The 26954-nt window shown below is 67.6% G+C and carries 26 protein-coding genes and 2 pseudogenes; 12 read left to right on the top strand and 16 right to left on the bottom strand.

Annotation, left to right across the window (positions count from 1 at the left end):
• From AB0H82_RS35490 to AB0H82_RS35470, 5 genes and pseudogenes are all read left to right on the top strand, one after another.
• A pseudogene (locus AB0H82_RS35490) lies at nt 1-99 on the top strand (DUF3830 family protein); the annotation flags it as partial.
• Nucleotides 100-305: 206 nt separating this feature from the next.
• Nucleotides 306-593 (top strand): plasmid mobilization relaxosome protein MobC, encoded by a 288-nt coding sequence (gene mobC / locus AB0H82_RS35485; RefSeq protein WP_362999656.1) that lies wholly within the window; start codon nt 306-308, stop codon nt 591-593.
• Nucleotides 590-2302, top strand: coding sequence for a relaxase/mobilization nuclease domain-containing protein (locus tag AB0H82_RS35480; protein WP_362999655.1), 1713 nt, complete (start codon nt 590-592; stop codon nt 2300-2302). Before mobC ends, AB0H82_RS35480 begins: the two co-directional genes overlap by 4 nt.
• 80 nt (nt 2303-2382) lie before the next feature.
• The gene (locus tag AB0H82_RS35475) at nt 2383-2832 is read left to right on the top strand and encodes a hypothetical protein (RefSeq protein WP_362999654.1); all 450 of its coding nucleotides are present in this window, start codon (nt 2383-2385) and stop codon (nt 2830-2832) included.
• An 83-nt stretch (nt 2833-2915) separates the two neighbouring features.
• Nucleotides 2916-3608, top strand: coding sequence for a hypothetical protein (locus tag AB0H82_RS35470; protein WP_362999653.1), 693 nt, complete (start codon nt 2916-2918; stop codon nt 3606-3608).
• 73 nt (nt 3609-3681) lie between these two features.
• Here AB0H82_RS35470 and AB0H82_RS35465 read toward each other — a convergent pair whose 3' ends face one another.
• The 9 genes from AB0H82_RS35465 to AB0H82_RS35425 all read right to left on the bottom strand — a co-directional run bounded on the left by AB0H82_RS35465 (nt 3682) and on the right by AB0H82_RS35425 (nt 12115).
• A complete protein-coding gene (locus AB0H82_RS35465) occupies nt 3682-4689 on the bottom strand; it encodes a DUF6615 family protein (RefSeq protein WP_362999652.1) in 1008 nt (335 codons plus the stop codon).
• Nucleotides 4690-4851: 162 nt separating this feature from the next.
• Nucleotides 4852-5538, bottom strand: coding sequence for a DUF317 domain-containing protein (locus AB0H82_RS35460; protein ID WP_362999651.1), 687 nt, complete (start codon nt 5536-5538; stop codon nt 4852-4854).
• A gap of 78 nt (nt 5539-5616) precedes the next feature.
• Complete coding sequence (locus AB0H82_RS35455) at nt 5617-6198, bottom strand: hypothetical protein (protein WP_362999650.1); 582 nt, start codon at nt 6196-6198, stop codon at nt 5617-5619.
• Nucleotides 6195-6548: a DUF317 domain-containing protein gene (locus tag AB0H82_RS35450; protein ID WP_362999649.1), complete on the bottom strand. Its 354-nt coding sequence runs from the start codon at nt 6546-6548 to the stop codon at nt 6195-6197. Before AB0H82_RS35450 ends, AB0H82_RS35455 begins: the two co-directional genes overlap by 4 nt.
• 161 nt (nt 6549-6709) lie before the next feature.
• Nucleotides 6710-7240 carry a hypothetical protein gene (locus AB0H82_RS35445; RefSeq protein ID WP_362999648.1) on the bottom strand — a complete coding sequence of 177 codons (531 nt, stop codon included), beginning with the start codon at nt 7238-7240 and terminating at the stop codon, nt 6710-6712.
• Nucleotides 7241-7523: 283 nt separating this feature from the next.
• A complete protein-coding gene (locus tag AB0H82_RS35440) occupies nt 7524-7787 on the bottom strand; it encodes a hypothetical protein (RefSeq protein WP_362999647.1) in 264 nt (87 codons plus the stop codon).
• A gap of 325 nt (nt 7788-8112) precedes the next feature.
• Nucleotides 8113-8307: a hypothetical protein gene (locus AB0H82_RS35435; protein WP_362999646.1), complete on the bottom strand. Its 195-nt coding sequence runs from the start codon at nt 8305-8307 to the stop codon at nt 8113-8115.
• Nucleotides 8308-9462: 1155 nt separating this feature from the next.
• Nucleotides 9463-11328 (bottom strand): RICIN domain-containing protein, encoded by a 1866-nt coding sequence (locus tag AB0H82_RS35430; RefSeq protein ID WP_362999645.1) that lies wholly within the window; start codon nt 11326-11328, stop codon nt 9463-9465.
• 67 nt (nt 11329-11395) lie between these two features.
• Entirely contained in the window at nt 11396-12115 is a 720-nt protein-coding gene (locus AB0H82_RS35425) for a hypothetical protein (protein WP_362999644.1), read from the bottom strand.
• Nucleotides 12116-12490: 375 nt separating this feature from the next.
• Here AB0H82_RS35425 and AB0H82_RS35420 point away from each other — a divergent pair, with 375 nt between their 5' ends.
• Nucleotides 12491-13588: a hypothetical protein gene (locus tag AB0H82_RS35420; protein ID WP_362999643.1), complete on the top strand. Its 1098-nt coding sequence runs from the start codon at nt 12491-12493 to the stop codon at nt 13586-13588.
• 45 nt (nt 13589-13633) lie between these two features.
• Nucleotides 13634-14131, top strand: a complete 498-nt coding sequence (locus tag AB0H82_RS35415; RefSeq protein WP_362999642.1) for a hypothetical protein — start codon at nt 13634-13636, stop codon at nt 14129-14131.
• 54 nt (nt 14132-14185) lie between these two features.
• Here AB0H82_RS35415 and AB0H82_RS35410 read toward each other — a convergent pair whose 3' ends face one another.
• On the bottom strand, nt 14186-15712 hold the full coding sequence (locus AB0H82_RS35410; RefSeq protein ID WP_362999641.1) for an RICIN domain-containing protein: 1527 nt from the start codon (nt 15710-15712) through the stop codon (nt 14186-14188).
• Between the two features lie 345 nt (nt 15713-16057).
• Here AB0H82_RS35410 and AB0H82_RS35405 point away from each other — a divergent pair, with 345 nt between their 5' ends.
• Nucleotides 16058-17122: a 5-methyltetrahydropteroyltriglutamate--homocysteine methyltransferase gene (locus AB0H82_RS35405; protein WP_362999640.1), complete on the top strand. Its 1065-nt coding sequence runs from the start codon at nt 16058-16060 to the stop codon at nt 17120-17122.
• Nucleotides 17123-17445: 323 nt separating this feature from the next.
• Here AB0H82_RS35405 and AB0H82_RS35400 read toward each other — a convergent pair whose 3' ends face one another.
• Nucleotides 17446-17826 (bottom strand): hypothetical protein, encoded by a 381-nt coding sequence (locus tag AB0H82_RS35400; RefSeq protein WP_362999639.1) that lies wholly within the window; start codon nt 17824-17826, stop codon nt 17446-17448.
• A 212-nt stretch (nt 17827-18038) separates the two neighbouring features.
• On the opposite strand from AB0H82_RS35400, the gene AB0H82_RS35395 reads away from it, so the two are divergent.
• Nucleotides 18039-19097, top strand: a complete 1059-nt coding sequence (locus AB0H82_RS35395) for a saccharopine dehydrogenase (protein ID WP_362999638.1) — start codon at nt 18039-18041, stop codon at nt 19095-19097.
• On the opposite strand, the gene asnB is transcribed toward AB0H82_RS35395, so the two are convergent.
• Nucleotides 19074-20597, bottom strand: a complete 1524-nt coding sequence (asnB, locus tag AB0H82_RS35390; protein WP_362999637.1) for an asparagine synthase (glutamine-hydrolyzing) — start codon at nt 20595-20597, stop codon at nt 19074-19076. The two genes, AB0H82_RS35395 and asnB, sit on opposite strands and share 24 nt — an antisense overlap.
• A gap of 456 nt (nt 20598-21053) precedes the next feature.
• Between asnB and AB0H82_RS35385 the strand changes: the two genes are divergently transcribed.
• On the top strand, nt 21054-21329 hold the full coding sequence (locus tag AB0H82_RS35385; RefSeq protein WP_362999636.1) for a hypothetical protein: 276 nt from the start codon (nt 21054-21056) through the stop codon (nt 21327-21329).
• Between the two features lie 359 nt (nt 21330-21688).
• Here AB0H82_RS35385 and AB0H82_RS35380 read toward each other — a convergent pair whose 3' ends face one another.
• The 3 genes and pseudogenes from AB0H82_RS35380 to AB0H82_RS35370 form a co-directional block, all read right to left on the bottom strand.
• The gene (locus AB0H82_RS35380) at nt 21689-22219 is read right to left on the bottom strand and encodes a hypothetical protein (protein ID WP_362999635.1); all 531 of its coding nucleotides are present in this window, start codon (nt 22217-22219) and stop codon (nt 21689-21691) included.
• Between the two features lie 36 nt (nt 22220-22255).
• Nucleotides 22256-22678, bottom strand: coding sequence for a hypothetical protein (locus tag AB0H82_RS35375; RefSeq protein ID WP_362999634.1), 423 nt, complete (start codon nt 22676-22678; stop codon nt 22256-22258).
• Nucleotides 22679-23247: 569 nt separating this feature from the next.
• A pseudogene (locus AB0H82_RS35370) lies at nt 23248-23388 on the bottom strand (IS5/IS1182 family transposase); the annotation flags it as partial.
• 259 nt (nt 23389-23647) lie between these two features.
• On the opposite strand from AB0H82_RS35370, the gene AB0H82_RS35365 reads away from it, so the two are divergent.
• Together AB0H82_RS35365 and pilH are read left to right on the top strand one after the other, a co-directional pair.
• Nucleotides 23648-25243, top strand: a complete 1596-nt coding sequence (locus AB0H82_RS35365; protein ID WP_362999633.1) for an ISL3 family transposase — start codon at nt 23648-23650, stop codon at nt 25241-25243.
• Between the two features lie 172 nt (nt 25244-25415).
• A complete protein-coding gene (gene pilH / locus AB0H82_RS35360) occupies nt 25416-25781 on the top strand; it encodes a twitching motility response regulator PilH (protein WP_362999632.1) in 366 nt (121 codons plus the stop codon).
• A gap of 280 nt (nt 25782-26061) precedes the next feature.
• Here the strand turns inward: pilH and AB0H82_RS35355 are convergent, their stop codons facing one another.
• Entirely contained in the window at nt 26062-26862 is an 801-nt protein-coding gene (locus AB0H82_RS35355; RefSeq protein WP_362999631.1) for an IS5 family transposase, read from the bottom strand.
• Nucleotides 26863-26954: the final 92 nt, after the last annotated feature.

Genomic DNA, 26954 nt, shown 5'->3' with positions numbered 1-26954 from the left:
TGGGAGGCGCTGCCGCTCGGCTCGGACGTCTACCACGCGAAGTACGCGCGGAACGAGATCTACGCCCTCTTCCCGGCGTTCGCGGACCGCGAGCCCCCGCCCCAGGGGTGGCGGGGCCCGTCCAGCGCCAGGGGGCGCCGAACGGGAAGGCTGCGACCGAGGGCGGATCGCAGCCAAGGCCCGCCCGTTCCGGGCGGTCCAAGGGGAAGTCGCGCCCGCGCGACAAGAAGCAGCGCCGCGCCCACAGCGTCCGCCTCAACGAACCCGAGCACGCTCTCATCCAAGCGGGCGCAGACGCCGTCGGCATGAGCACGGCGGGCTTCCTCGCCTACTCCGGCCTGGCCATGTCCCGCGATCAGTCCCGCACCGCCGCGGCCATTGCCACCGAACGCGATGTGCTCACTGAGCTGTTCGCCGCGCGCCGCCAGCTCGGCTGGGCCGGCAGCAACCTCAACCAAGTCGCCAAGGCCCTCAACTCTGGTGGCGAGGTACCTCACCTGGGGGCGGTCATCGCCGACATTCAGCGCGCGGCCAAGGCGGTGCAGGACGCCGCTGACCGGGTCGCCAACCGGCAAGCAGGCGAGGCGGCTTGATTCCCCAGGTCCACAAACAGGGCAGCGACACTCATGGCCTGCTCAAGTACCTCTACGGCAAGGGCACACACGAGGAGCACATCGACCCGCACCTGGTCGCCTCCTTCGACGGTATGGCCCCCGACCCCGGCCGTGACCCGAGCGCGACGAAGAGGGACCTCCAGCAGCTCCTCGACCAACCCTTGCAGCTCCTCGACCCCGACCAGCGCCCCGAGAAGCACGTGTGGCATCTGTCCGTACGAAACGCGGCCGAGGACCGCATCCTGTCCGATGAGGAGTGGGGGCAGATCGCGCGCCGCATGGTGGCCGCGACCGGCATCGACCCCGGCGACGGAGCGGGCTGCCGCTGGGCGGCCGTCCGCCATGCCGATGACCACATCCACATCATCGCGACCCTCGTACGCGAGGACGGCCGCCGTCCCAACCACCACCGCTCCGGCAAACGCGCCCAGGCCGAGGCCCGGCTCCTTGAGGCCGAATACGACTTGCAGCGGATCAATCCTGGGGACGGCACCGCCGCGAAGAGGCCCACCAGCGCCGAGCGCCACAAGGCCGAACGCCAAGGCCGTGAGCAGACCGCTCGCGAGGAGCTGCGCGAGACCGTCCGCCGGGCCGTGGCCGGCGCTACCAGCGATGAGGAGTTCTTCGACCGGCTGGCCGCCGCCGGGCTGCTCGTCCGCAAACGCCGCGCGCCCTCCGGTGACCTGCTCGGCTACAAGGTCGCGCTGGCTGACGACCACAACAGGGACGGTGAGCCAGTGTTCTATCCCGGCTCCAAACTCGCCCCCGACCTTTCCCTGGCCCGCATCCGCGAACGCTGGTCCGCCACCCAACAGGACCCCGCTGCAGTTCCAGACGATCGTGCCAGCACACCGAGCGGTCCCGCACGGGCACGGCGCCGCGCAACAGCCGCTGCCTGGCAGGCAATCCTGATCATCGACCACGGCGACGACGGTCAGGCCGCAGCCCACATCGCGGCGGCCGGCGAGGTCCTCGACGCCCTCGCCAAGACCTCCGCCGCCCACACCCGCAAGCAACTCAGTGAAGCGGCACGGGCTTTCGAGCGTGCCTCACGCTCCCACGTACGAGCCGAGCGCGGTCACGATCGCGCCCTGCGCCAGGCCGCCCGCGACCTCATCTACGGCGGGCCGGCCCTGGGGCGCGGAGAGGATGGCGCTACCACCGCCATGGTGATCGACATGATCGCCTTCCTGGTCATCGCCGCGGCACACTGGCATGGCAAGAAGAACCACGCCCAGCAGGCCGCTGCTGCCCGCCAGGCCGCCGAACACCTGCGCGCCGCCTACCAGTCCGCAGCCCAGCATCCGATGGCCGTGCTGCGCCACCGTGGCCGCCGTCTCTCCCAACCGCTCCAGCGCCGCCAGGCGGCCCATGTGCGTCAGGCGGTGCCGGAGCTGGCCGAGCAGATCCTCGCCGAGTCCGGCTGGCACGCGCTCGCCGCCACCCTCGCCGACGTCGAAGCCGCTGGCCATGAGCCCGCTGCCCTGCTCGCCGAGGCCGTCGCACGCCGCGAACTCGACACCGCCGAGTCGGTCAGCGACGTCCTGGTCTGGCGGCTGCGCCGCCTGGCCGACCTGCCCGCCGACGCCTCTGCCATACCCGAGGCCGACACCGCCACGCCGCAGAGCGCCGGGCGGCCGAAGCGGCCCTCCGCCGGGCACTACACCCGGCCCAGGAAGTCGAGATGATTCCTGAATTTGCAAGTTGCAGCAGGTCAGGGGCTTCGGGCACTCTCCGTGTGGCCGATGAACGACGAAGAGGGGGACGAATGTTTCGACGACGCGCGGACCGCGAGTTCCGTGACGCTCAGCTCGCCGGCCAGGCGATGCTGCAGATGCACGCGACCTGGCAGGCGCCTGACTTCGCCAGCCCGGCTGCCGAGCCGGCGCCGCCCGCCCAGGGTGGGGGCATCGAGGAGGTGCCCGACTTCCCGCCGCCGGACCTTCGTGTGCCCTCCCGCCACGAGGTCGAGGGGCTGATGATGCGCTGGGAGCAGCCGCTCGTCATCGACGGCGAGGTACGTGAGTGCCCGCAGTGCGGCGCGTACCGGGACTGGATCGTCTGCAGCATGCGCGACGACACGATCTGGCTGCGCTGCCGTGCCGGCCACAACACCGCCGAGCCGCGCCTGGACCCAGCCTGGTACAACCGCAACTCCGGTCCGGTGGACCACTTCCACCCCACGCTGGATGACGGCCTGCGTCACCTGGGCCACTGACCCCCGAACCCCCTACCCGCCGGCAGCGGATCGCGTGTCGGCCGAGGTCAGACCGTCCGCGCCGCTCATCAAAGGGGTTCCGCATGCGTCGCCACACCACGACCGCTCTCGTCCTGACCACACTCGCCTCACTGGCCCTGACCGGCTGCTCCGATGACAGCTCCGGCTCCTCGGGGACCTCACCGGCGGCGACCTCCTCGTCCCCCAGCGAGAGCGGCACCGCAGGCACCACGCCGCTGTCCTCGGCCACGTTGAGTAAGCGGCTCCTGACGGCGCAGGACCTGGGCGAGGGTTACGTACGCAAGGCGGTGCGCGCCCAACACGACGACGATGTCTCGGTGATCGGCTGTCCGGCGCTGGAGAACCTCGGCGGGGACGCGGCGACCGGTGGGAACCTCGACTTCCCGCGCAAGGCGAAGACCGCGTTCACGTACGGCGCCGACGGCACCTCCGAGGTGAGCGAGGAGCTCTACAGCGACACCGCGACCAAGCTGTCCGACGGTGTCGGCCGCATCTTCGACGCGATGGCCTCCTGCCCGAAGTACCAGGTCGTCTCGGGTAGCACCGCCATCGACATGACCACCCAGACCACCACCACTCCCAAACTCGGTGAGGAGCGGTGGAGCCAGCTGTTCACCTACTCCGCCGGCGGACAGCGCAGCGTCGTCAAGCAGACGGCGATCCGCACCGGAACCGTGGTGGTCATCATCGCCGGGGCCCCGGCCCTCGTCGATGCCCACCTGGACAAGGCGCTCGCCAAGGCCCAGTCCCGCTAAGCGCCCCCTCCGAGGACGGTGCCCCGGCCGCTGCCCAGCAGCGACCGGGGCACCGTCGTATCGTCGTCTGCCGCTAGGAACGCACGCACCCCACGAAGTCGTTCATCGTCTCCTCGGCGCTGGTCACGTCGTACAGCACCACCGCGCGGGTAGGGGTCTGCGGCTCCGGCGGGCGCAGCGGGTTCGCATCCAACAAGCCGAGCACACGGTCCGGAAGCGTCCGTAGTACCGGCTCGCGGACCTCTTCAGCCGCCGCATCGCCGAACCAGGTCCCGACGCTGGCCTCGGACGTCCCTCCGCAAGCGTGGCTAGGGGAGGTGAAGTCGCCGCGGTCGACGCTCTGGAGCGTCGCCCACCCGGAGCGCTCCATGGCCTCGGCCCGACGCTGGATGGCCTTCAACGGGCCGGTGCCACGAGGATCTTGCGCGCCAGATTCGTCGCACAGCACCTGATTCCACGGCGCGGAGATCTCCCTGAGCTGCACATGGGAAACCCGCCGACTGACGCCGAGGGCCTGCCGGAAGAGTTGTGCCTGAACCTGGTGGGCCGACAGAAGCGAGCAGCCGTAGTGCGAAAGGTCAGGGGCTGTATGCCCGCACAGCAACTGCGCCGCCTCCTTTCGGACCGCCCACGCCTCATAGTTGTACAGGAGATACACGGGGATGCAGCCAGCGGCCTGGGCGTCGTGAATGAGCAGGTCGCACTGGAACGCGTCACGCTCCTCCAGCCAGTAGCGGAAGCCGTATTGCCTCTCCTTGGACTCTCGCTTGGCCTGGATCCGGAACCCCAGTCCGTGAGATCGGTTGTGGATCCACAACTCCCAGTCCGCTCCGTTGAAACTCTCCTGCTCCTTATTGAACTGAATGACTTTGACGCGACTGCCCATGGCCTGGCGCAGATGACGGATATGGACGTCCGTGAAGGTCTCTTCGCCGGGCGGCGGAGCATGTGGTCCGTAACCGTCCCGAAGCCAGTGGTAGGTGTCGGAAGCCGTCCATTTCAGAAGGGCGCACAGCGACGGACGCATTCCGGGCCAGACGGTCTGCTCACGAGAGCCAGGACGACGGATCGACGTGATCATGGATTCATCAGATCACCGCTCCCCCCGGGGTTCCAAGGGCGGATATCACTACGCGCATGACGAAAACCCGGCAGGCCAAGGGCCTGCCGGGCTACGGGCTGGGTCAACACGCTCTCTGGCGCTTACAGTTCACGCCTCGGCCGTGCCGGGCCGGGCCCCGGGTCAGCCGCGGTGGATGATGGTGAGGCGCTTCTCCGCGCTCTGCGGCAGCCGATGGCGCGCCACCGGGAGCGGGCAGGCGAGCGAGGAAGCGAAGATGGCGACCAGCTCGTTGGGGACGCTCGGGCTGAAGTTCGCGCACCACAGATAGGGGGCGCCGAACGTAGGCTCGGCCCATGCCTGCCAGCCCATAGGGTCCTCCCGCAGGTCGGCGTCCGCGATTAGGTCCGGCAGCATCTCAAGCGAGACGTGCGAGGCGAAGCCCGGGTCCGTGGCGGCGGTGCGGGGGCGGTCCACGTCACGGATCCAGCCCTGGGCGCTCAGCGCCGTGACCACTGCCTCGGGCTCCTCGAAGCCACTGTCGGGCACCGCGCTGGCGTCAAGCGCGACGAGGAAGTCGTGCAGTGCCTCGTGCGGCACCCCGGTGGTGAAGTAGGCGTTCCACTGCACCAGGGCGCTGACGGTGTCCGAGCGGGCGGAGATCTGCAGGGCCACCCGCAGGCCGCCGAGCGTGAACGGACTGCTGGCCAGGATCCATTCGGCGCCGCGCAGCTCGTCCGGGCTCACATACAGCAGGGTGTCTCGGGCGGTCGGCCACATGCGCCAGCCCAGACCGGTCAGGGTGTCGCCGATCCGCTCGGCGAGGGCATCGTCGTCGCCAGCCAGATGGCGCGGGGTGACCCAGCGCACCGGGTCCGGCGAGACGGGGTAGGAGGAGTCAGAGGGATGGTGCGGGTGCAGGGGCGCCTCCGTGGGCTCGGGGGTGGTTCACTTCCCGCCGCTGGGGCGGGTGCCGCGTCGGCGGCGCGGCGGGGCCTCGGTCGGTTCGTGCCAGGTCAGTGCGACCGCGACGTCGGGCAGGAGGGGGCCGAGTTGCTCGGCCTCCTCCGGCTCGGTGAGGAACAGCACGGGTCGGCCCTGCTCGTCGCGGGCAGCGGCAACGGGGCCCGCGCGGTGGGCCATCGGGAAGTCGGGGTTGAGGGCGAGCTGCACGACGGCGGTGCGGTCGCAGGCCGACAGCTGGTCGAGCAGGTCGCCGACGGTCGGCTCGGGCAGTGTGCCAAGCGGCTCGGTGCCCTTGGCTTCGGCGATGAACACCACCGGCCGGTCGGCGTCGTCACGGGTGGGGACTACGCCGCCCAGGCGGCGAGCCGTGCGGGCGAAGGGGTTGATCCACAGACGGACCACCGCGTCGCGGTCGCTGGCGGACAGGCTCTCCAGCAGGTCGCCGACGGTCAGCTCCGGGGCCAAAGTGTTCTCCTTGCAGTAACGGGCGCCCCGCCAGGGGCCCAGGGCAGGGTACGTGCCGTACGTGCGCGGCAGCTCCGAGCCGCGCAGTGGGTGGCTCACAGCGGCCGGGAGGTGGCCAGCACGCGCTGGACCGTGGCCGCGACGATCTCCGCCGGCGTTTCGGTGTCGAAGCGGATCCGGTAGCCGGGGACCTTGGCGGTGCCGGTGACGGCGAGCGTCCAACCGTCGCCGTGGGTGCCGGGGCGCCCCAGCGGGAACCATCCGAGGTAGAAGCGGCCGTCCTTGCTGTTGACATGGACATCAGCTCGGTCGTCCACGACGAGGTTGAAGAACTCCGCCTTGAACAGGTCGGTGACCATCGCTGGCTGGCCTGGCCCCAGCTGCCACGAACGCGGCCGCAGCGCGTCGGTGGTGGTGGAAAATCCGGGTGTGGACGCGTCCACGGTCACGGGCATCACCTCTCTGACCTGGTGTTTCGGGGAAGGTCGTCTACGTTGACATGCCCCTGGCGGCTTTCGCCAGCCCTTCCGTGATCTTTCCTGTCTGCCCCCGGCGAACTGCCGAGTGCGGCGCCGCAGGCACCGAGCAGCCCAAACGGTCGAGCCGTCGTCTACGCGCGTGTTGCCGCCGACCAGGCGGCTCCGAGTTCCACGAGCCGGCGGCGGAGCTGGCCTCGCTGCTCCTCCAGGACCAGCGAGGTGGGCGACAGCACCAAGACGGTGTCCCTGTACGGGAGGAACCCGATCCGCTCCCACCCTCTGGCGATTTTGGCCGTGACGCGGTCCCACTCGGCTTCGTTGCGCAGGCTGTCCGCGCTCAGGTCGGAGACGCCGGGCGAGCACGCCACGGCTCGGCATCCGGGCATCAGCCGAAAGATGGCCTCTGAGGCGAGGATCATGCCCAAGCCTCGCCCCCTCCACTCCTCGCGCAGGGTGACGCGGTCCATGACGAGCAGGGCGGAACCGCTGTACTCCAGCAGCTCGCCGACCTCGTCGGTGTAGTAGCCGGTGGCGGGGTCAAGGAGGACCTGGGCGATCTCGTAGAGGTCCTCCGACTCCTCCTCCATGGCCGCGTACGCGTTGCGCCCGCGGTCAAGGTGCACACGGAAGAAGGTCATCGAACCGGCCGTGCTGTCACTCACGGTATGCGCCGGGCAGTGTTCTGCTTCGCACGCACCGGGCGCCGCCGGGCAGCGGCTGCTGTCGTGCACCCGGCGACGGTGGAGGATCTCCACGCTCCATTCTTACAGCGCGTCCGCATGGGGGGTGTCACTCAGCGTGTCGGCGTAGACGATACGCAGGTGCAGCTCGGAGGGGTCGCCGGGAAGCGGCAAGGACTCGATCACTGCGGCAGCCTAGCCATGTGTCCTGTGCCACCGATTCCTTGAGCGATTGCCATCGAAGTTGAATCGACATCGCCCCTGTTTAAGGCGCTGTGTTGCCGGTGCCCAGTTCGGGGTCGTTGGCCATGGCGCGCAGTATCGCGACGGTTTGGGCGTCGGTGAGCGCGGCGCCGGTGGCCCGGCGGCGGGCGTCATCGTCGAGGTCGAGTTCGGCTTCGAGCGCGAGCATCGCAGCGGGTGTATCCGTGGCGGGCGTGCCGTCGGGTTTGTGGCCGAGGCAGATGAGCGGCTCCGGCAGGTCACCGCAGCGAGGGCAGCGCAGGTCGTTAGGAATGGGCTCGGGCATCGTGTCTCGGCCTCCTTGGCCTCGTCGGTCTGCTGTGCCCACGCTGCCCTTCGGTCGCCGTGACCGAACCAATATTGACGGGGCAATGCGCTCGCCCGTGCTTCTCGGGTCGGCCGCCCCAAGCCCTTGCCCTGCTGTGATCAACCTTCCCTACGTTGGCACGGGGCACCACGTGTGACTGAGCGCTCTATCTGGCAACGCTCGCGAGATAGAGCGCTCGAAATCCCCAGTGATCGCTGCTGACCCCGACCGTCGGGGCATGAGGTCCTGGGCGTTGTCCCAGAGACAGTCGTCATCGACGCTGACCGATCCGGGCGAAGGTCTTCTACCAGCCGCTACCGGGCCGACCGGGCATATTGTTCTCCTTGCCGATATTGACCTCCCCCTTTGCCTCTTCCGCCCCCTCCCTGAGCTCGTCCCTGCTGTCGTCCTGCTGCTTGTCCGGCTGGTCCTCGCCGGATCCGGTGACGACCTTTTTTGCCTGGTCGGCAGCTTCGCCGAGTCCATCTTCGATGCCCATGAGACGCTCCTCTCGCTGGGTGAGCAGATACCACCAGAGTGGCGCATATGACCTATGCCCGCATGTGCGCGTATGCCCGTTTCGAGCGCTTCAGGAAGTGCTAACTAGGACGCTCAGGGGTGACAGATAGCTCGCTCATTTGCCAGGTAGAGCGCTCAGTCACACCACTGTGACTGAGCGCCCTATCTGGCGCCGATTGCCAAGTGGGGTGCTCAGCTCTTGGCGTGTCCCTGGACAGTGACGACAAGGGAGTAAGGGCAACTCGGTACTGCGCAATTAGGCAGGGCGGCAGTTTTCCACGGCCGTGTCGAGTTCGATCCGACCGGGGCGTCGGTGACGCACTGGTACTGCGTACCCAAACAAACATCCCCTTCCTCTTGTACGACTCCTGTCGTATTGAGGCCGGGAGTGAGGCAGACCGGTACCGGCCCGTCTGCACGTTGTACCGGGGCCGCCGCGTGGGCGGCAACTGCGGGAAGACCGAGGAAGGCGGTGCCACCACACCGAGGAGTGTCCGTGTAGGTCTCATGGGTCCCATACCACTCTCGGCGGCACGGGCCCGCCACTAGAGCTAGCCCGTTGACGTAGGGTTCAGTCATAACTGTGACAAAGCGCTGTATCTGGCACCGATCGCCAGTACCGCGCTCATCTCCACAGGCCAGCACCGGAACTGACAACCGTGTCGCTCAGAAGTGACAGGTAGCCCGCTCAGTTGCCATCTACCGTGCTCAGTCACACCACGTGTGACTGAGCACGGTAGTGGCCCGGATGGACAACTTCGACGCTCAGCACGCAGGGAGATGCGCGGACCGCGGATCACGACTGGGGGCTCCAGCACGGCTCGGCGGGCGCCTGGTCGGGCGCCCGCCGGTCACAGGTCACTCACCCCAGTTCTTCGTTGCCCTGGACTTGTTTGCGAGCCTCCTCCAGGGTCACGCCTGTTTCTTTCGCGAGCTTTTGAGCTTTCTTCAGCACCTGGGTGAAGGAATTGGCCCGGCAGCTAGAAGTGGGCGGGTACCGGAACGACACCGTTGCAGGCAAGCCGCTTGGTGAGGACCGCAAGGTCTTCTGCGCGCTGCCGCGGCGGTCTGCTTTCGGTGCGGGCCGCGCCGTCCACGCCCACCAGGACACGCGCTGAGGAGGTACGCCGGGAAGTTATCGGGTGCGGAAGCGGCGGTGGAGGTTGCGGGCCACGTGTACGCCTGGGCCGCCGAAGCCGACGATGTCGACGCGTCCGTCGCCGGTGAGGTCGGTGAGGAAGCGGGGGTGGCGGTTGATCCGCCAGGCGCCCGCGTCGTCGTTATATCCGAATCCGCGGCACACCAGCTGGGCCTGCTCGAACTGGCCGTCTCCACGGTTGTGCGCGACCCAGACGCCTTCGTTGCCGAAGCCGATGATGTCCGGGTTGTCGTCGCCGGTGACGTCGGCGAGGAGGCGGAGGTGTTTCGCGCCGGTCCATCCCTGGGCGTGCCCGAAGTCGTTCAGGACGAGTTGTGCGGGCTCGAAGGTGCCATCGCCGCGTCCGCGGGAGACGACGACGCCCTGCGGGCCGAAGCCGACGAGGTCCAGTGCTTCGCCGGCGGTGGTGCTGGCCAGGAAGCGCGGGTGCTCTGCGGACGTACTCCAGCCCTGGCCGGTGCCGAACTCATCAAGGACGTAAAGGGGTTCGGCGAACGTGCCTTCTTCGTCCTGGCGGGAGATCCAGACGCCGTCGTCGTGGCAGCCGATGATGTCGAGCCTGCCGTTGCCGGTGGTGTCGGCGAGGAAGCGGGGGTGCTTGTCGAGGAGCCAGGCGCCGGCCTCCTCATGGTGGCCGAACGCACGGAGAGCGGGTTCGTCGCTGAGCGGCGCGAAGGCGCCTTCTTCGTTTTGGAGGGAGATCCAGACGCCGTCGTCGTGGCAGCCGATGATGTCGAGCTTGCCGTTGCCGGTGGTGTCGGCGAGGAAGCGGGGGTGCTTGTCGGCGAGCCAGTTGCCGCCTTGCGGGCCGTGGCCGAACGCTTTGAGGGCCGGCTCGCCGCTCGCGGGCGCGAAGGTGCCGTCCTCTTTCTTGGGGGAGATCCGCACGCCGTCAGCGGTGAGCACGACGGCGTGGAGGCTGCTGTCGCCCGTCATGTCCGCCAGGGTCCACAGGTCCTTGGGGCTCGCGGAGGGTGCGGGCGGGTGCAGGACGCGTTCGTCGTCGAAGGTTCCGTCGCCTCGGCCGGAGGAGGTCACGGCCCCTTTCGCGGGCTTGATCCCGACGATGTCGGCGCGTCCTTCTCCGGTGGTGTCGGCGAGGAAGCGGGCGCCGATGCCGGCCCAGCAGCCCAGCTGGCTGCCAGGAGGGTGGATGGCCCCGTCGGTCTGCCACCCGCCGGCATCCGGGTTGCTCCCGAACCGGTCGAGGACCGTCAGCACGTTGCTGAAGCTGGGGGTGGCGTCGGGGGCGGGGCGCAGTGCGACAGAGTGGTCCAGGCGCCAGGACTGGCGGCTGTTCCAGTGGCTCAGGGGTGCCCAGTGCAGCACCGGGTCGCTGGTGCGTTCGGGCTCGGTCGTCACGAACCGCCAGCGCTGGCTCTGCGCGCTGTCGTCGTACTCGCGCAGGACGAGCCGGATGTCTTCAGTGCCGTCCCTGGGCTCGGCGAGGTCGAGAACGGCGCCGTCGGTCACATTCTCGATGCAGTAGAGGCCCGGTTCGCCCTCGACCGGGACGAGGTGCCACTGCTGGCTCTTCTTGCCGGCGCCGGTGCCTGCGGCGACCTGGCGCACCCCGCGGTCCTCGGCGCCGGCGCTGCCAAGGATGTCGAGCACCTTGCCGCCGGCCGCGTTGCGGATCACGTAGGCCGGCTCTTCCTGCGACTCCCCGCCCTGCGCGGCCTGGACGGGGGTGAGCTGCCACTGCTCGGGGCTCGGGCCGTCCTCGGGGACATCGCGGACGACCAGCGCTCCGTCAGCGCCCGGCGCGGCCCCTTCGGTGAGGGTCTGCCCGGTGGCGGCGTTGACGATCTCCAGAGTCAGTTCTTGCGTGGGCACGGGCATCGTGGTGCCTCTTCCAGGCGGTGCGGGCGGGGACTGGTGCCAGGGGCAGGGCGATGACGGCCGCAGATCACGTGAAGACGTGGTGGTAGGGGACGTTCCACTCGCTGGGCAGCCGCGGGTAGAAGGTGTTGATGACCGTTCCGGTGAAGTCCCCGCCCCAGTTGTAGGTGAGCCGCACCTCGCTGTCGGCCGTCACCACGTGGTCCTTGAACCCCAGGATGGTGTCGGGGTGGGTGATCGGCACGAAGGTGATCCCGCCCCACGGCGTCACCGTGACGGCCCACAGCTGGGTGTCCTCCCTCGCGCCGTTCTTCCCCCGCCACTTGTCGCCGACCTTCTCCGGCAGCCCGACCTGCACCGTGTCGGCGGTGCTCTTGGGGGCGTCCTGATGGACGGTGACGCGCCTGCGCCGGGCCTTGGGCGCACCGTCGTCACCGCGCCCGGCGTCGGTGTCGGCCGCTTTGGCGGGCGGGGGCGTCACCTGACCCGCTGCGCTTTCAAGGAAGTACAGCGGCCGCTGCCCGAAGAAGCCGCCGGGGGTGACGTACCAGAGGTGACCCTGTGCCTCCTTCGTGGCCGGGTCGAGCGCGGTAGCCAGCTTGACCCCCTTGTCGTGGCTCTCCTCCTTCAGCTCGGCGGGCCGCAGGTAGCCGCCGTTGAAGGCGTGGACGAGCATGACCGGCCGGTTCTCGACCAGGGCCGCCACGATCGCATTGTCGTAGCTGTTCACCGCCACCGGACCGCCGACCACCAAATTCGACATCGCTGTACGTTCTTGGGTGTACATCGCGGAAACCTCACCTGTTCCTGCTGTGGAGAACAACGCGTCGGGCACTCAGTACATGATTTATCGCGCGGCATAACCGTGCGGTCAATGCGTCGCGATCGAACGATTCTCGAAAAGCGAATAGGCGATCGGAACAAATGCCGTCAAAACTGGCAAGGTCTGAGGTCACACCACCCCTGCGCGTGAATTATTCTTTTCTCCGCCCGGGCTCCTCCGGAGCGACTTGACAGTCTGGATCACCTGTTTGGGCGTGAATACCAACATAGGCTTCTCGGGGAATGCTGGCCCGTGCTAGCTTCGCTCGACGGGACGTGTTTCTATTCCTGTTTCCATTTCACCGAGCGCGGATTCGGCCGGATCAGTCGAGGACAGAAATTGCCTTCCAACGCGTACAACCTGGAACGGGCCAAGCGCCAGCCACTGACCAAGAAGAACCTGCGGGAACTCGGCATCGCGCAGGCCCCAGAAGCCATCCTTGGCCATCCCAGCCTGGTCTACGTCGACGACTACGGCGTGCGGCACAAGCCCGTCGGGTTCTCCATGAACAAACTGCGCTTCGGCGCCTTCACCGGCAGGCCGGCGTTCGACCTGGGGTGGCTGGCCTACATGAACCTGGGGGAGCCGCTGATCGAGGAGCGGGGCGACATCGCCCAGCCGCCGCCCGACACGTTCTCCTCGCGCGTCTACGTCAACCGCGGCGACGACGACATGAGCTTCACCGACTCGGTCGACTTCACCGTGTCGAACGGGGCCACCTGGTCGCTGTCGGGAGACACCAAGCTGACCTTCGGCGGCAGCGTCAGCGCGCAGCTGCAGTTGCAGCTCCAGCTGCAGCTCGGGCTCAACCTCCAGGCGCAGCTGCAGACGCAGCTCAAGAACGAGATGACGAACAAGAACTCGAACACCATGACCAGCAAGAACAGCAAGGACAGCGTGGGCATGGACAACGCCAACGCGACGGACATGGGTATGACCAACGGGATGACGAACTCCGCGTCCGGTTCGGTGACGGGATCGACGGCGTTCACGACCACGGGCAGCGCCTCGGGCACCGCGGGGCTCAATGCCGCGCTGGCGCAGGGGGTCGCGGCCTCCGTTGGCGGTTCCCTGAACACCAGCTGGGCCTCCAAATCACAGATCAGCGGAAAAGTCCCGGCCAAGTCCCGCGTGGAGACCCTGGTGACCCAGCGCCGGGCCCGCAGGCAGTACACGTACGAGATCCCGGTGACCTTCTCCGGGCTGCTCGCGGTGGAGTACGCGGTGCCGGTGGCCGTCCTGTCGCCCCCGCAGAACGGGGACTATCCCGGCCTGGAGCGGCTGGTCGCCCGCGACATCAGCGAGATCGGCCTGGCGGACGGCGGGTTTCGCATGAAGGGCCTGGCCGAGGTCGTCTCCGCCCTGGAGGTCCACCACACGATGTTCGCCGGCGAGAAGCTGACCGACAGCGAGCGCGACCTGTCCAAGCAGCCCTGATACGGCAGGCGACACCGCCACCAAAGACGACCAGAGGTGACAGCCATGGTGTTCCACAACGTCTTCGACTCCGCCAGCAAGGGAGCGGGGCTCTTCTCCGTGATCGCCGGCCACGACAGGCCGCGGCCGGGGACGGACGTCGACTTCGAGGACTCCGACGAAGAAACCTACGACGACACGAGCACGAGTCTGTACACCCACGCGATCCACGGGGCCACCGACCGGGCAAAGACCGTGCAGGAGCAGTTGCCCGAAGCACGGGTCGTCCTGGGCTTCCTCGGCGCTTTCGTCCACGGCACTCAGGCATCGGCCAACACGCAGGCCCAGTACGCCCAGAATCCCGGTTCAGTGTCCGAGGCGGCAGCCGCCGGCATGCAGAAGTCGAGCGAAACGGTGACTGGCCGCGACGACCTCATGAAGCCCGGGGACCTGAACGACATGCCGAAGAAGAGCGAGTGCATGCAGCCCAAGCCGACAGCTCCCGAGGCCAAGAAGCCCGAGGCGCCCAAGGCGTCTGCCGACAAGCCGGATCGTTCCGAGTAGCGCCCGCCTGCCGCGGGGTCAGGAGCGAGGGCGCCCCTGACCCCGCGCTCTGTGTCAGACGGGGAGCAGCTGCCACTGCCGGTCGCGGTGATCGCCCTGCGCCCCGCGCTGCTTGACCGCCGTGGGAGCGTTGCTGCCGACGTGCACCAGCAGACCGCTGTGGCGGTTGGCGATCTCGTACACCCGCGGAGTGTCGGTCACGGAGCCCACCGGGATCAGCCTCCACTGCTGGTGGCCTGCGTCGGCACCCTCGTAGGTGCATTGGGCGAGCGCCGCCCCGTCCGCCGTCCCCGCTCCGACAACCTCCAAGACCTTGCCACTGCGCACGTTCTCGATCCGGTACAGGACCTCGCCGTTGTCCTGGCCGGCCGCGAGCAGCCGCCACCGCTGGTGGGCCCTGGGAGAGGCGAGTGACTGGTGGATCTCGGCCCCGTCCTTCATGGACTCGCGCGAGACCCCCAGCCGCAGCCTGCTGCGGACGCTGGCCCAGGAGACGACCGTGCCCGTATCGGGCAGGCCAGCCATCTTCGCCGACGCAACCTTCCGGATGCGGTGCCCGCCCCAGTCGGCGACGTAGAGAGTGTCGACGCAGTCCACAGCCAGCCCGAATGGATAGTTCAGCTGGGCCGAGGTGGCCGGGCCGTCGTCCCCGCTGGCCCCCGCGGTGCCGGTGCCGGCGACCGTGCTGATCTTCCCGTCACTGGTGATCTTGCGGACCCGGTGGTTCTTGTGGTCGGCGATGTAGAGGTCACCGGCACTGTCCACCAGCACCGCCAGGGGTTTGTTCAGCTGGGCCGAGGTGGCCGGGCCGTCGTCCCCGCTGGACCCCGCGGTGCCGGTGCCGGCGACCGTGCTGATCTTCCCGTCCGTGGTGACCTTGCGGACCCGGTGGTTGTCACCATCGGCGATATACAGGACGCCCTCGCCGTCCACCGCCACCCCATACGGTTTCTGCAGCTGGGCTGAACTCGCTGGGCCGCCGTCGCCTGCGGATCCCGGCCTTCCGGTCCCGGCAACTGTGCTGATCTTTCCGTCGGTGGTGATCTTCCGGACCCGGTGGTCCTCCTGGTCAGCGATGTAGAGGACGCCGGCACTGTCCACCGCCAGTCCGTACGGGCGTTTCAACTGGGCCTTCGCGGCCGGGCCACCGTCGCCGCCGGATCCCGCGGTGCCGGTCCCGGCAACTGTGCTGATCTTCCCGTCGGTGGTGACCTTGCGGACACGGAAGTTGTCGTGGTCGGCGATGTAGAGGACGCCGGCACTGTCCACTACCACCCCGCGCGGGAAATTCAGCTGAGCGGCGGTGGCGAGGCCACCGTCACCACCGAACCCCTTGGTGCCCGTTCCGGCGACCGTGCTGATCTTCCCGTCGGTGGTGATCTTCCGGATCCGATGGTTGGTCCGGTCGGAGAAGTACAGGGTGCCTACGGCATCCACTGCGATGCCCGACGGGTTGTTCAACTGGGCTGCAGTGGCCGGACCGCCGTCGCCGCCGAAGTGCGCGTTTCCGGCCCCTGCAAGGGTGCTGATCGAAGGGGCGGGAGGTTCGCCGCCCGTGGCTGACGTCTGGGGAGTGCTCATCGTCATCCCTTCACCGCTCACCGACCGCCCACTACAGACGGTCAGAGATCAATTGCAGCAAGATTGGGAGGAAGCAGGGTGCGAAAGTCACGCACGAGTGACTTTCGCGACGCTTGTTGACGAGGCGCCACAGAGCGGCCATCGGCTCCTGGTGATACTCAGAACCTGATTTGGAAGCCCCCCTGCATGTAAGTCGCGTGTATGGTGCCAGCCCCATCACTGGCCTGGGCAGGAAAAGCTCTCCCTGTGTGGCAACCACCCGATCGGGTGACGAAGGGACCCCGCTTTCCGGGGAGCAGGCGGATGCGGTGTGTCGTGGCACGTGGGACTTCTAGGGTTCCCGGCATGAGCATCCCCACAGAACTGACGGGCAGCATCCCCCGGCCTCAGTACCTGCTTGAGGGTATGGCCGACCACGCCGCCGGCCGACTCGACCTCGCTGGCCTGACACGACTTCAAGGACGTGCCGTGAACGAAACCATCACCCGATTGGAGGCCACGGGAAGCCCTGTCGTCGGGGACGGCGATCAGTCCAAGCCCAGCGCGTACACCTATCCGCTGACCGGACTGGGCAATCTGTCTCCGGACGGTGTCAAGATCCCCTACGCCGACGGGCACACCCGGCAGCTTCCCCGGCTGGTCTCCGGACCGTTCCGGTACGGGACCTTCGCGCAGACCTACCTGCGCGCCGCATCCAAGGTCGCCAGCCGTCCGGTCAAGCAGACAGTGGTGGCGCCTTCCTTTCTCAGTCTCCTCTACCCCGCCGACTCCATCTCCTGCTACTCCCGCGAAGCCTTCCTGCGCGATCTCGCCAACGAGAGCGAAAAGGAGATCCGCGGCTGCCTCGACGCGGGCGCCGCCTCCGTCCAGCTCGACTACGGCCATGGGCGGCTGGCGCTCAAGCTGTCCCCGAGCAAGGAACTGCTCCGCGACTTCATCGCGCTCGACAACGAGGTCCTCGGCCGGTTCAGTCCGGCCGAGCGGGCCCGGATCGGGGTGCACACCCACTCGGGTGCCGACCAGGACTCCGCCCACAGTCTGGACGTCGACTACACGGAACTGCTCTCCGAGTTCTTCCAGCTGAAGGCCGGCAACTTCTACCTCCAGATGGCGAGCGAGTCCGAGCCGGAGCGGGCACTCAAGGTCGCCCGCGACTCCTCAACCAATGACCAGCGGCTGTTCATCGGCGTGATCGACCCGATCGACCCCCGCGTGGAAACCGCGGAGGAGGTGACGGATCGGGTGCTGGAAGCGGCCTCGTGCATCCCGCCCGCACGCCTCGGTACCTGTGACGACGCCGGATTCTCACCGTTCGCCGACGACACCTCCACCTCCCGCGAGATCGCCTTCGTCAAGATCGAAGCACGCGTCAGGGGAACCAAGATGGCCGCCGAGAAACTCGGTCTGTGACCCACAGTCTTCACCCCGCCGTGGAGGCGCCCCACCGAGCCACTCCCCAGGCAGCCCTCCGGCGGGGCGTCGCTGTTCCGTTTGTAAGCATCGTGAACGCCGCCTTCGTGGGCTTTTCAGCGCCGGGTAACAGGCGGGGCCGACCGGATCGGACTGCACCCTCCGGCACGTCACTCAGGCCGCTTTGAGCGCTTCGCCCGGCCGAGGGCGGGCTGAGGTGGGGCAGACGGGCGGGCCGGTGAGGTGCCGGGTCATCGGCCTGATCGCGGCAAGGTCACCGGCGTGTCCACCTGCCGCTTCGCGGCATACCCTGTCCACTGGAGCTACCTGTTGCGCGGGTGGTCGGGCGGGCTGGCGATCCGCTCTAAGCGGTCGTCCAGCTTCTCCAGGATGCGGTGGATCTCGAACGGGACGCCCTGTACACGGGGGTCACGCGGCCACCGGCCGACCGTGTACCGGCAGGTCCGTACCTGGCTGCAGGAGACGCCGATGTCGTCGGCGAACATTTCCAACGTCTCGCGTACCCCGAACAGGTCCTCGTTCGCCGCGGGCTGGGAGCCGCCCCAGTCGCGCAACGGGCATATCTCCAAGGCGTCGTCCCCGATTTTGAACTGGATCTTCGTCTCGTCCGGCACGAGCTGCCGGTCCTCGCTCACGATCTGGTCATACCTCGCACGCGAGACACCCCCGACCTTCGCGCTCACGGACCTCAGGCTCACCCCCAGCGGCCCGGACGTTGGCTCTCCCATCGCCGGCGACATGTCTCGGCTCCAACTCCACGTGCGTCAACCCGCAATCAGATCCATAGCAAGCAGTGGCTAGCGCTTACGTGTAGAGGACTTCCACATCAGGTTCTCAAGGGCCGGGCACGGCGCGGCGGACCCAGCGGTGAGTGCCTGCGGCCGAGACTGACCGAGTGCCCGACATGCCGCGCCTTTGGATGCGACACGAAGCCCGGCAGTCCGAGCGACGTGCCCCACTGGCACCCCAGGATGCCCGCACCCTGATTATGAAGGGGGTGCACCTGACGGTGGAGGAGTCCCAACAGCGCGTTTTTCCGGCCCAGGAGTACGTCGAGGCCGGCTGTGCGATCGCGCCGCAGGGCAGCTGGATGAGCCACTGCCCTGTTACGGATTACGTCCTGGGTCTCAAGGCACTGCCCGACGAACCCGCAAGGCTGATCCATCGGCACATCTTCTTCGGGCATGCCTACAAGGGGCAGCCAGGGGCGCCGTGTCTGCTCGGGCGCTTCGTGTCCGGTGGCGGCACGCTGCTCGACCTCGAACAGCTCGTCGACGCCGAGGGGCATCGCATGGTCGCCTTCGGCTACTGGGCTGGCTACGCGGGCGCCGCACTGGCCGTTCTCCGGCACCGGGGCACGCTGACGGCGCCGCTCGCCCCGTCCTCCAGGGAAGAACTGTGCGCACGGCTGGCCGGTGGCCGACGCCCGGGTGACGTCACCGCCGTAGTGATCGGTGCGAACGGGCGCGCGGGGCGCGGGGCCCGTGACGCGCTCTTGGCGGCCGGCATCGAGCCGACCTGTTGGGGACTCGACGACACCCGGAACCTTGACCGTGCCACCCTGCTTGCGCACGACATCCTCGTGAACACGATCGTGAGCCGTCGGCCCGTAGCGCCGTTCCTGACGAAGGATGACCTCGACGACGAACAGCGGCGGTTGTCCGTGATCGCCGATGTGACGTGCGACGTGGGCTCAGAGCTCAACGCCCTACCCGTCTACGGCCACGTCACCGACTGGGCCACCCCTGTACAGCGGCTGTGCGAGGTTCCCCGGCCCCTCGACATCATCGCCATCGACAACCTGCCCTCCCTCGTCCCGGCCGAGGCCAGCCGAGCTTTCTCCGCTGACCTGTGGCCCCTTCTGCTGTCGTTGCGGGAGGGCTCGGAAGTTTGGGACCGCTGTGCTGAGGCGTTTCGTCGTGCTGTCACTTCACTCGGCGAGGAGCGGGGCTGAACGGCCCAGGGCCCGCACCGGATCGACGCCGGGGAACTCGGCACGCCACAGCGTGTAGAAGGCAGCCTCCTCCTCGGCATCGCCCAGGGGAGCCTCGGTGGGGCCCGCCGGCGCCAGGCCCGCAGTCAGGACGTCCTTGGCCCCGGAGCCGTGGCCGAACTGGAGCTTCCCGCGTCGCAGGATCTCCTCCGGCAACCAGCCGGCGAAGGCGTCCCGCAGCAGCTTCTTCTCCTCGATGCCCGGGCCCACCATCTTGAGTTCCGGCGGGATCGAGAGTGCCAGTTCGATGACGTCCCGGTCGAGGAAGGGCACCCTGGCCTCAAGCCCGTACGCCATCGTCGTACGGTCGCAGCGCTGCAAGTTCTCCCACTGCAGCCCCTCCACGAGCGACACCAGCCTGGCCTGCAGGGCCTCCGGGGCCAGGAACGGCTCACGATGGCAGTCCGGGTAGCCGGCGAACAGCTCGTCCGCGCCCTCCCCGGTGAGTACGACTCGTACACGCTTCGAGGCGTACTCCGCGAGCAGCAGGTTCGGCACCGCGCTGCGCACCAGATGCACGTCGAAGTGTTCGATCGCCCGCACCGTCCTCGGCAGCGCCGCCACGGCGTCCTCGGCGCTCATCACCACCTCGTGGTGTTCGGTGCCGAGATACTCCGCGACCACGCGCGCGGCCAGCAGGTCGGGACTGCCGGGCGTACCGACCGCGAATGTCGGGAGCGGGCGGCGATGCCCGTGACGCCTTGCGTACTGCGCGGCCACGGCCGTGACGATCGCCGAGTCGAGGCCGCCGGAGAGGAAGACGCCGATGCCGACGTCGCTCATCATCCGGTCCTCCACAGCGCTGACGATCGTCTCGCGCACCGCCTTGAGCAGTGTCTCGTCCCACCGCCCCGGCGCGGCGGGACTTTGCGGGCGCCGGGCGGGACGTACCCGGGGCGGGACGGCGTCGGCGAAACGGACGAGACCGCCTCGCTGGCTCCAGCAGCATCCCGGCGGGAAGCTCTCCACCAGCGGACGGTCGGCCAGGTCGAAGGCACGCAGCTCGCTGGCGAACAGGACGCAGCCGTCCTTGCGAGCCCAGTACAGCGGTTTCACCCCCAGGGCGTCGCGGGCGACAAGGAGCGAGCCGGCTTCGTCGACGTGGGCGAGGGTGAACATGCCGCGCAGCCGGGTCAGTCCGGCGGGACCTTCCACGAGCAGCACGTGCAGGGCCGCCTCGCTGTCAGAGCCCGTCATGAAGCGTTCCGGGCCCAGTTCCTCCCGAAGATGGAACTGGTTGTAGATCTCGCCGTTGACGACGAGGCAGGAACGACCGTCCGGCCCCGCGAGCGGCTGGTGGCCACCGGCCGGATCCATGATGGACAGCCGCTGGTGACTCAGCCAGACGTCTCCACGGTGCGTCTCTCCCGTGTCGTCCGGGCCGCGGTGCACGATCCGGGCCAACATCTCCCGGCAGAGCGGGACGTCGACCTCACCTACCGCCGCAACGAGTCCACACATGGACACTCATCCTCCTCCAAGCTCACGGCAACAGGCGAACGCTCGTACCGAGACTCCTGCACCCGTGTCGCGGGTGGTCTTGGCGCCGGTTCGGTTCAGCAGGCGGGCAACAGTGCGCCATAGCGCACTGTTCCTGCTACTGCGAAAACCGCCCCAGAATGAGCGTCTCCCGCTACCTTGCGGACCACCAACGCCGCTCATAGGGACCAACTAGAGCACTCAGAGGCCAAGCAAACGCTCGGGCCCACCACTGTGATCGAGCATGTGGTGGTGGAGGTCCGAGTGGGCTCTGGTCCACTTCTTGTGGACTTGCCCGAAGCCGTGATCGGCCCGGCCGGATCGCTGGCGGCAGGGCCCAAACAGCCTCGTCAAGATGCGAAGGCGGCGACGTGCTGTTGGTCTGGAGGTGTCGATGTGGAACCGGCAGCGGACGTTCGTACAGTCAGGAGTGCAGGGATGGCGCAGAACCAAAGCGACAGTCTGGGCGGTGGATCGGTTGTCCCGTCCGCCGGCCAAAGCCCTGACCGGAGCGCAACGGGAGGTGCGTTGGACCCGTCCGCTGGCAACCCCCTGGATCAGATTCCCGGTGCGAACACGGGCGCCATCGCCGGGCTGGTGAAGCAAATTGACGGGACTCCGGTAGGGGGCTCGATTGCGGTTACCAAAGAGGTGAAGGACGCTGGCCAGTCGCTCGGCGACATTCTTGGCTCGTCAGGTGAAGGAGGCAGCTGACGCCCGAACACGTCTGTCTGCCCAGCTGAGTTAGGGCTCTGATTCGCTTCTTGTAGTGGTGCTCTGGCCTAATGTCGGCGAGAAATCCTGACCTGCGAGTACCGAGCGGCCGCAGCCGGACGATCACGGCTTCGGGCAAGTCCACAGGAAGTGGACCAGAACCTCCGAGTGGGAGTCGTTTCACGATGATTCCGGGAGTCGCTGAACACGTATCGACGTGATCAATCACGATGGCTTTTGATGCCACTTGAAGCAGTAGCGGGGGCATCACCACCCGCTATGAGAAGACCGCCACCATCTTCTTGGCTGGCCTCCACATAGCAGGCATATTCCTGTGGTCCGCCGATCAGCCGTGAGGCTCAGGGCGTTTGGTTCTGGGCGGCGTTGGCGGCCTGTTCGGCGGTGAGGAAGGCTTCAACTTCGGCGGCGTCGGTGCCCGCAGCACGTTTGCCGTAGCCGCGGTGGACGACCAGGAGCTGGTCCTTGGTGCCGTTCTTGGGGTCGCGGTAGACGACGGCGGCGGGCCCTGCCCCGCTGAGATGGCCAGGGAACTTCATGTCAACGGTCCAGTTCCCCGCCTTGTCACGCTTGGTCCACCACAGGCTCTGGTCGCCGTAGCCGTGGCCGCGGTGGATGACGTACATGTCGCCCTTGTAGACGGCCAGCGACGGGCCTTCCAGGCTGCGGGGGCCGTGCATCCTGTAGTCGGGGCCCCAGCCCTTGCCCTTTTCCCAGACGGAGTGCCAGAGCGTGTCCTCCGTGCCCCCGCGATGGACCAGGTGAAGGTTGCCGTCCCAGTCCATCAGGGCCGGATTCGACGCGGTCTCATGGCCGGGCATTTCGAAGTCCCGGCTCCAGCCGTTGGTGCTGTCCCAGGTGGAGTGCCACATCCTGCTGTTGTTGTAGGCGCGGTGGACGAGGTGGAGCTATCCGCCGTGCGAAGCCAGTGCCGGACCGTGCGAGGTCCGGTTTTCCATCTGGATGCCGTCGGTCCACCGGGTGCCGTCGAACTGAGTCATCCACATCCGGGTCTCGTTGTGCGCCTTGTAGGCGCAGTACAGCCGGCCGTTGTGGACCGCGAGGGCCACGCCGTGGCTGCTGCGCTGGCCGTTCATCCTGGTGTCCCGGGTCCAGCCCGTTTCCGGGTCGTACTCCGTGTACCAGAGGTGGTCGTCCACATCGCCGCGGTGCACACAGACCAGGCGCCCGTTGAAGTTGGCCAGGGCCGGGTTCGATCCCGACTCGTGGTCGGCGAACCGCTCGTCGTCGCTCCAGCCCGAGCCGGGCTCGAACACTGTCCACCACAGGTTCAGGTCTTCCTTGGGGCCCAGCCCGACGGGGATGAGCATCAACGGCCACGAGACTGGCCAGAGGCTCCTTGACGACTTCGCCGAGAATGTCCGCGATGTAATGCTTGATCTCCAGGTAGGCGTCGACCGCCTGCTGGTTGAGGATCAGCTGGAACCTCCACCACTTCGCCTCGGCGCTCACCTCGGCACCCATGGCCTCCAGCTCTTTGCGGGCTGCCTCCGCCCGCTGGACCTTCTCCGGCGGAGCGGTGAAGATCCAGCTCTCATCCGTCGTGCTGTCCTGCGACACCGCGGGCTCGTCAACGGCCACGAGGGCTCCCTCCCTGCGCGCAGGCACAACGCCAGCCACCCCGGGTCCCCGGCAAGGCTCCTGGCCTCTACGGGCTCTGGTGCGCGAACGCAGCATCCCAACGGGACGTGCCCGCTGTCCGCCTGATCACGACGACCTCGTCTTTCTGGCTCGGATATGACGGGACCCATGCGCACCCAGGCTTGTTCGCGCCGACACGCGATCTTGAGAACAGCTCAGAACTCCACCGAAGAGGCCGCCAACGTCGACCATCCCCGCTGCCCCCGAGGCACGGTCAGTTGAGAACCGGAACGATCAGCTACCTCAGTGCACGGAGGAGACGTTGTCCGCAGTTCGGAGCGGCCGGGAGGGTCTCGTAGTCGCGGGCCAGGCGGCGGTTCAGCATGGGCCAGCCGTAGGTCCGCTCTACCGCCCAGCGTTTCGGGATCGGGTGCCCTCGGCCTCATCATGAGGCCCCGGGAACCACAGCACACGGCACCGTCCCACCACAAGCCCCGACTGACGTCAAAACCAACCGACGTCGCAACGTCGGTCAGAACGCGACACCCGCACTCATCGCGAAACGACTCCCCAACTGAGGTTCTGGTCCACTTCGCGTGGTCGTGTACGCACGGTGACTGTTGATCTTCGTGTGGTGCGTTTCGAGATCGCCCGAAAATCGCCCGACCGGAATGCGGTGTGGTCAACAGTCCTTCGCTGTGAACGAAGTGCTGCCGCAACTGGACGAGCTCCTGTTCCCCTCGGCCGACGGCGTATCGGTGGTCTCGGTAGAAGTGACCGACACGATCGTCCGGGTCGAGGCCCGGACGACGACCAAGCGGGCGGCCTGCCCGGATTGCGCAAACTGGTCACGGCGAATACACGGCTCCTACCTGCGGTTTCCTCGTGATCTGCCAGCGGTCGGCAAACTCGTAGAGGTGTCTTTGCGGGTGCGTCGCTTCGTCTGCGCGGAGGAGTCGTGCCCGCGCAGAACGTTCGCCGAGCAGGTGCCGGGACTCACCCGCCGGTTCGGTCGGCGGACCGAGCGGCTGCGCTCCCTGCTGATTTCGGTGGGCCTCGCTCTCGCAGGCCGAGCCGGTGCACGGATGACAAGCGCCTTCGAAATGCCGGTCAGCCGTAACACCCTGCTGAGGCTGATCGCCTCGCTGCCCGACCCGCCCGCCGCGACACCCCGTGTGGTCGGTGTTGACGAATACGCCCAGCGCAGGGGCCGAATCTACGGAACCGTGCTCGTCGACGTCGAGACACATCGACCGGTGGACCTCCTACCAGACCGGGAAGCCGGCACGCTCGCGGCCTGGCTGGTCGAGCGGCCCGGTATCGAGATTGTCTGCCGTGACCGGGCCACCTTCTTCGCGGAAGGCGCCACTCGCGGAGCCCCGCAGGCTCTCCAGGTCGCCGACCGGTGGCACCTCTGGCACAACCTGAGCGAAGCAGCGGAGAAGTGCGTCTACCAGCACCGCAGTTGCCTGCGTTCCGCACCGAGAGCGCCAGACCAAGAGCATGAGCAGGCGGAGCCTGTGGGATCGTCACCCTGGCCGACAGGCCAGCGGTTCGCCGAACGCACCCGCGCCAAGCACGCTACTATCCACGCGCTCCTCGTCGCCGGCCACAGTAAGAGGTCCGTGTCCCGGCAGCTGGGGATGACCCTCAACACCATCCTGCGTTTCTCCCGCGCGGCTACCCCTGAGGAAATGTTTACCGGTCAGTGGCAAAGCCGGGCGACCAAACTCGACGCCTACAAGCCCTACCTCGACCAGCGATGGCAGGAGGGCTGCACCAACGCCTGGAAACTGTGGGAGGAGATCAGTGAACAGGGGTATCCGGACGGCTACTTCAACGTCCGTACCTACGTGAGCCGGGTGTTGCGCGGCAAGCCGCAGCCCGTCGGGCCACGGCCGCCCTCAGCTCGCGCCGTCACCCGCTGGATTCTCACGCACCCGGACGCCCTGGTGGAGAGCGACCGGCTCCGTCTCAAAGCCGTACTGGCGAGCTGCCCCGAGCTGGCAACGCTCGCCGAGCACGTGCGCTCCTTCGCCCACATGGTCACTGACCTGCGAGGCGAACAGCTCCCGGAGTGGATCGCCTCGGCCAGAAGCACTACCGATCTGATCAGCCTCAGCCGGTTCGCCCAGCATCTCGAACGCGACCTCGACGCGGTCATCGCTGGCCTCACACAGCCGTGGAACTCGGGTGTTGTCGAAGGCCATGTCAACCGGATCAAAATGCTAAAACGCCAGATGTTCGGCCGCGCCGGGTTCGAACTCCTACGCAAACGCGTTCTATTGGCGTGACTGAGCGTCGCCGAACCGCACAAGGTGTCCCAGGAGCGGACGCCATTGCGGCATATTGGCCAGAATCCGGTGTGCCCTGCTGCGGAGGTCTGATACTGGTCAGCTCACGTGATCAACTGTCGCGAGCGTTACTGCACCGTGGCGCAGCGCAATGTCTTGATGGAGGAACGGTATGGCCCGAGTTCTGGTTGTTGACGACTCGCCGACAGAGATGTACGGCTTGACCGCATGGCTTGAGGAGCACGGCCATCAGGTACTCAAGGCCAGTAACGGAGCCGACGGCGTGGCCATGGCCCGCCAGGAAAAGCCCGACGCTGTGCTGATGGACATCGTCATGCCCGGCATGAACGGCTTTCAAGCCACCCGACAGCTGAGCAAGGACCCGGAGACCAGTGGCATCCCGGTGATCGTAATTACCACCAAGGACCAGGAGACCGACCGTATTTGGGCCCAACGTCAGGGCGCCCGGGACTTCCTGACCAAGCCGGTGGAAGAGGACGCACTGATTGCCAAGCTCCAGGAAGTGCTGGGCGACTGAGAGTGGAGAGCCGCTCGTAGGGCTGAGGCGGATGCCGGGAAGGGTTAACCGCAGCCCGTGAACGGCCACCCCTGACCGGCTGTCGCCTTCGGGTATGGCTGATTACCTTGATTGCCGGCTATCTCAGCCGCCAGCACGAGAAGATCGACAGTCACCCTGCGCACGCGACCACACGAAGTGGACCAGAACCCGCTCAGGCCTACACAGCCAGAGAGCAGTTGTTTCGGTTCTGCCGGGTCATCGAGAGCTGTTTCGACTAGTGCGGTGGCAGAGGGGCTGGTCAGCGGGTGATGCGGCGGGGCATGACGGTGATGGCGGCCCAGGTGATGAGGGTTTCGGAGTGCTGGACGAGTCGCTCGTAGTCGCGGGCGTGGCGGCGGGCGTTCATCATCCAGGCAAGGCTCCGTTCGACGACCCAGCGCCGTGGGATGACGATGAATCCGGTGGTGTCCTTGGGCCGGCTGACGGTCTTGATTGTCAGGTTGAGATGTTGTTTGGCCCAGGTCACGAGTTTGCCGGCGTAGGCCCGGTCGGCCCAGACGATGGTGATCTCGGGGTGCATCAGGCGGAGCCGGAAGAGGACTTCCTTGGCCGCGGCGGAGTCGTGGAGGTCGGCGGGGGTGACCATGACCAGCAGCGGGAGGCCGCGGGTGTCGACGACCAGGTGCCGTTTGCGGCCGTTGATTTTCTTGCCCGCGTCGTATCCGCGGGACTCGCGGGTGACGGTGGAGGCTGCTTTCACGGACTGGGAGTCGATGATCGTGGCGACCGCCCGGGGGCCTTTGCCCAGCTCGCGGCGGATGCGGGCGGTGAGCTCATCGCGGATCTGTCCGACGATTCCGCAGGCGGCCCATCGGGACATGAAGCCCCAGACGGTTCGCCAGGGCGGGAAGTCCGAGGGCATGGCCCGCCATTTGCAGCCGGTGTCCACGACGTAGCGGATCGCATCCACGATCTCCCGGCGCGGATGTTTCTCCGGGCGGCCGCCGCGCGGGGTCTCGCAGGCGGGGACGGGCAGCAGGGGTTCGATTAGTGCCCATTCGGCGTTGGTGGTGTCCGAGGGATAGCGGCCCTGGCGCATGACGCACCCCGGGATAGTCGTGGCGGGCCCGCGGCGACGAGGGAATCGCCGGGTGAGCGCACGCGGAGCAGCTGGACGATGGAGAAATCATC

Origin of the sequence: Streptomyces sp. NPDC050732 (assembly GCF_040654255.1) — a bacterium.
GTDB lineage: Bacteria > Actinomycetota > Actinomycetes > Streptomycetales > Streptomycetaceae > Streptomyces.
This window is presented reverse-complemented; position numbering and strand designations above follow the sequence as displayed.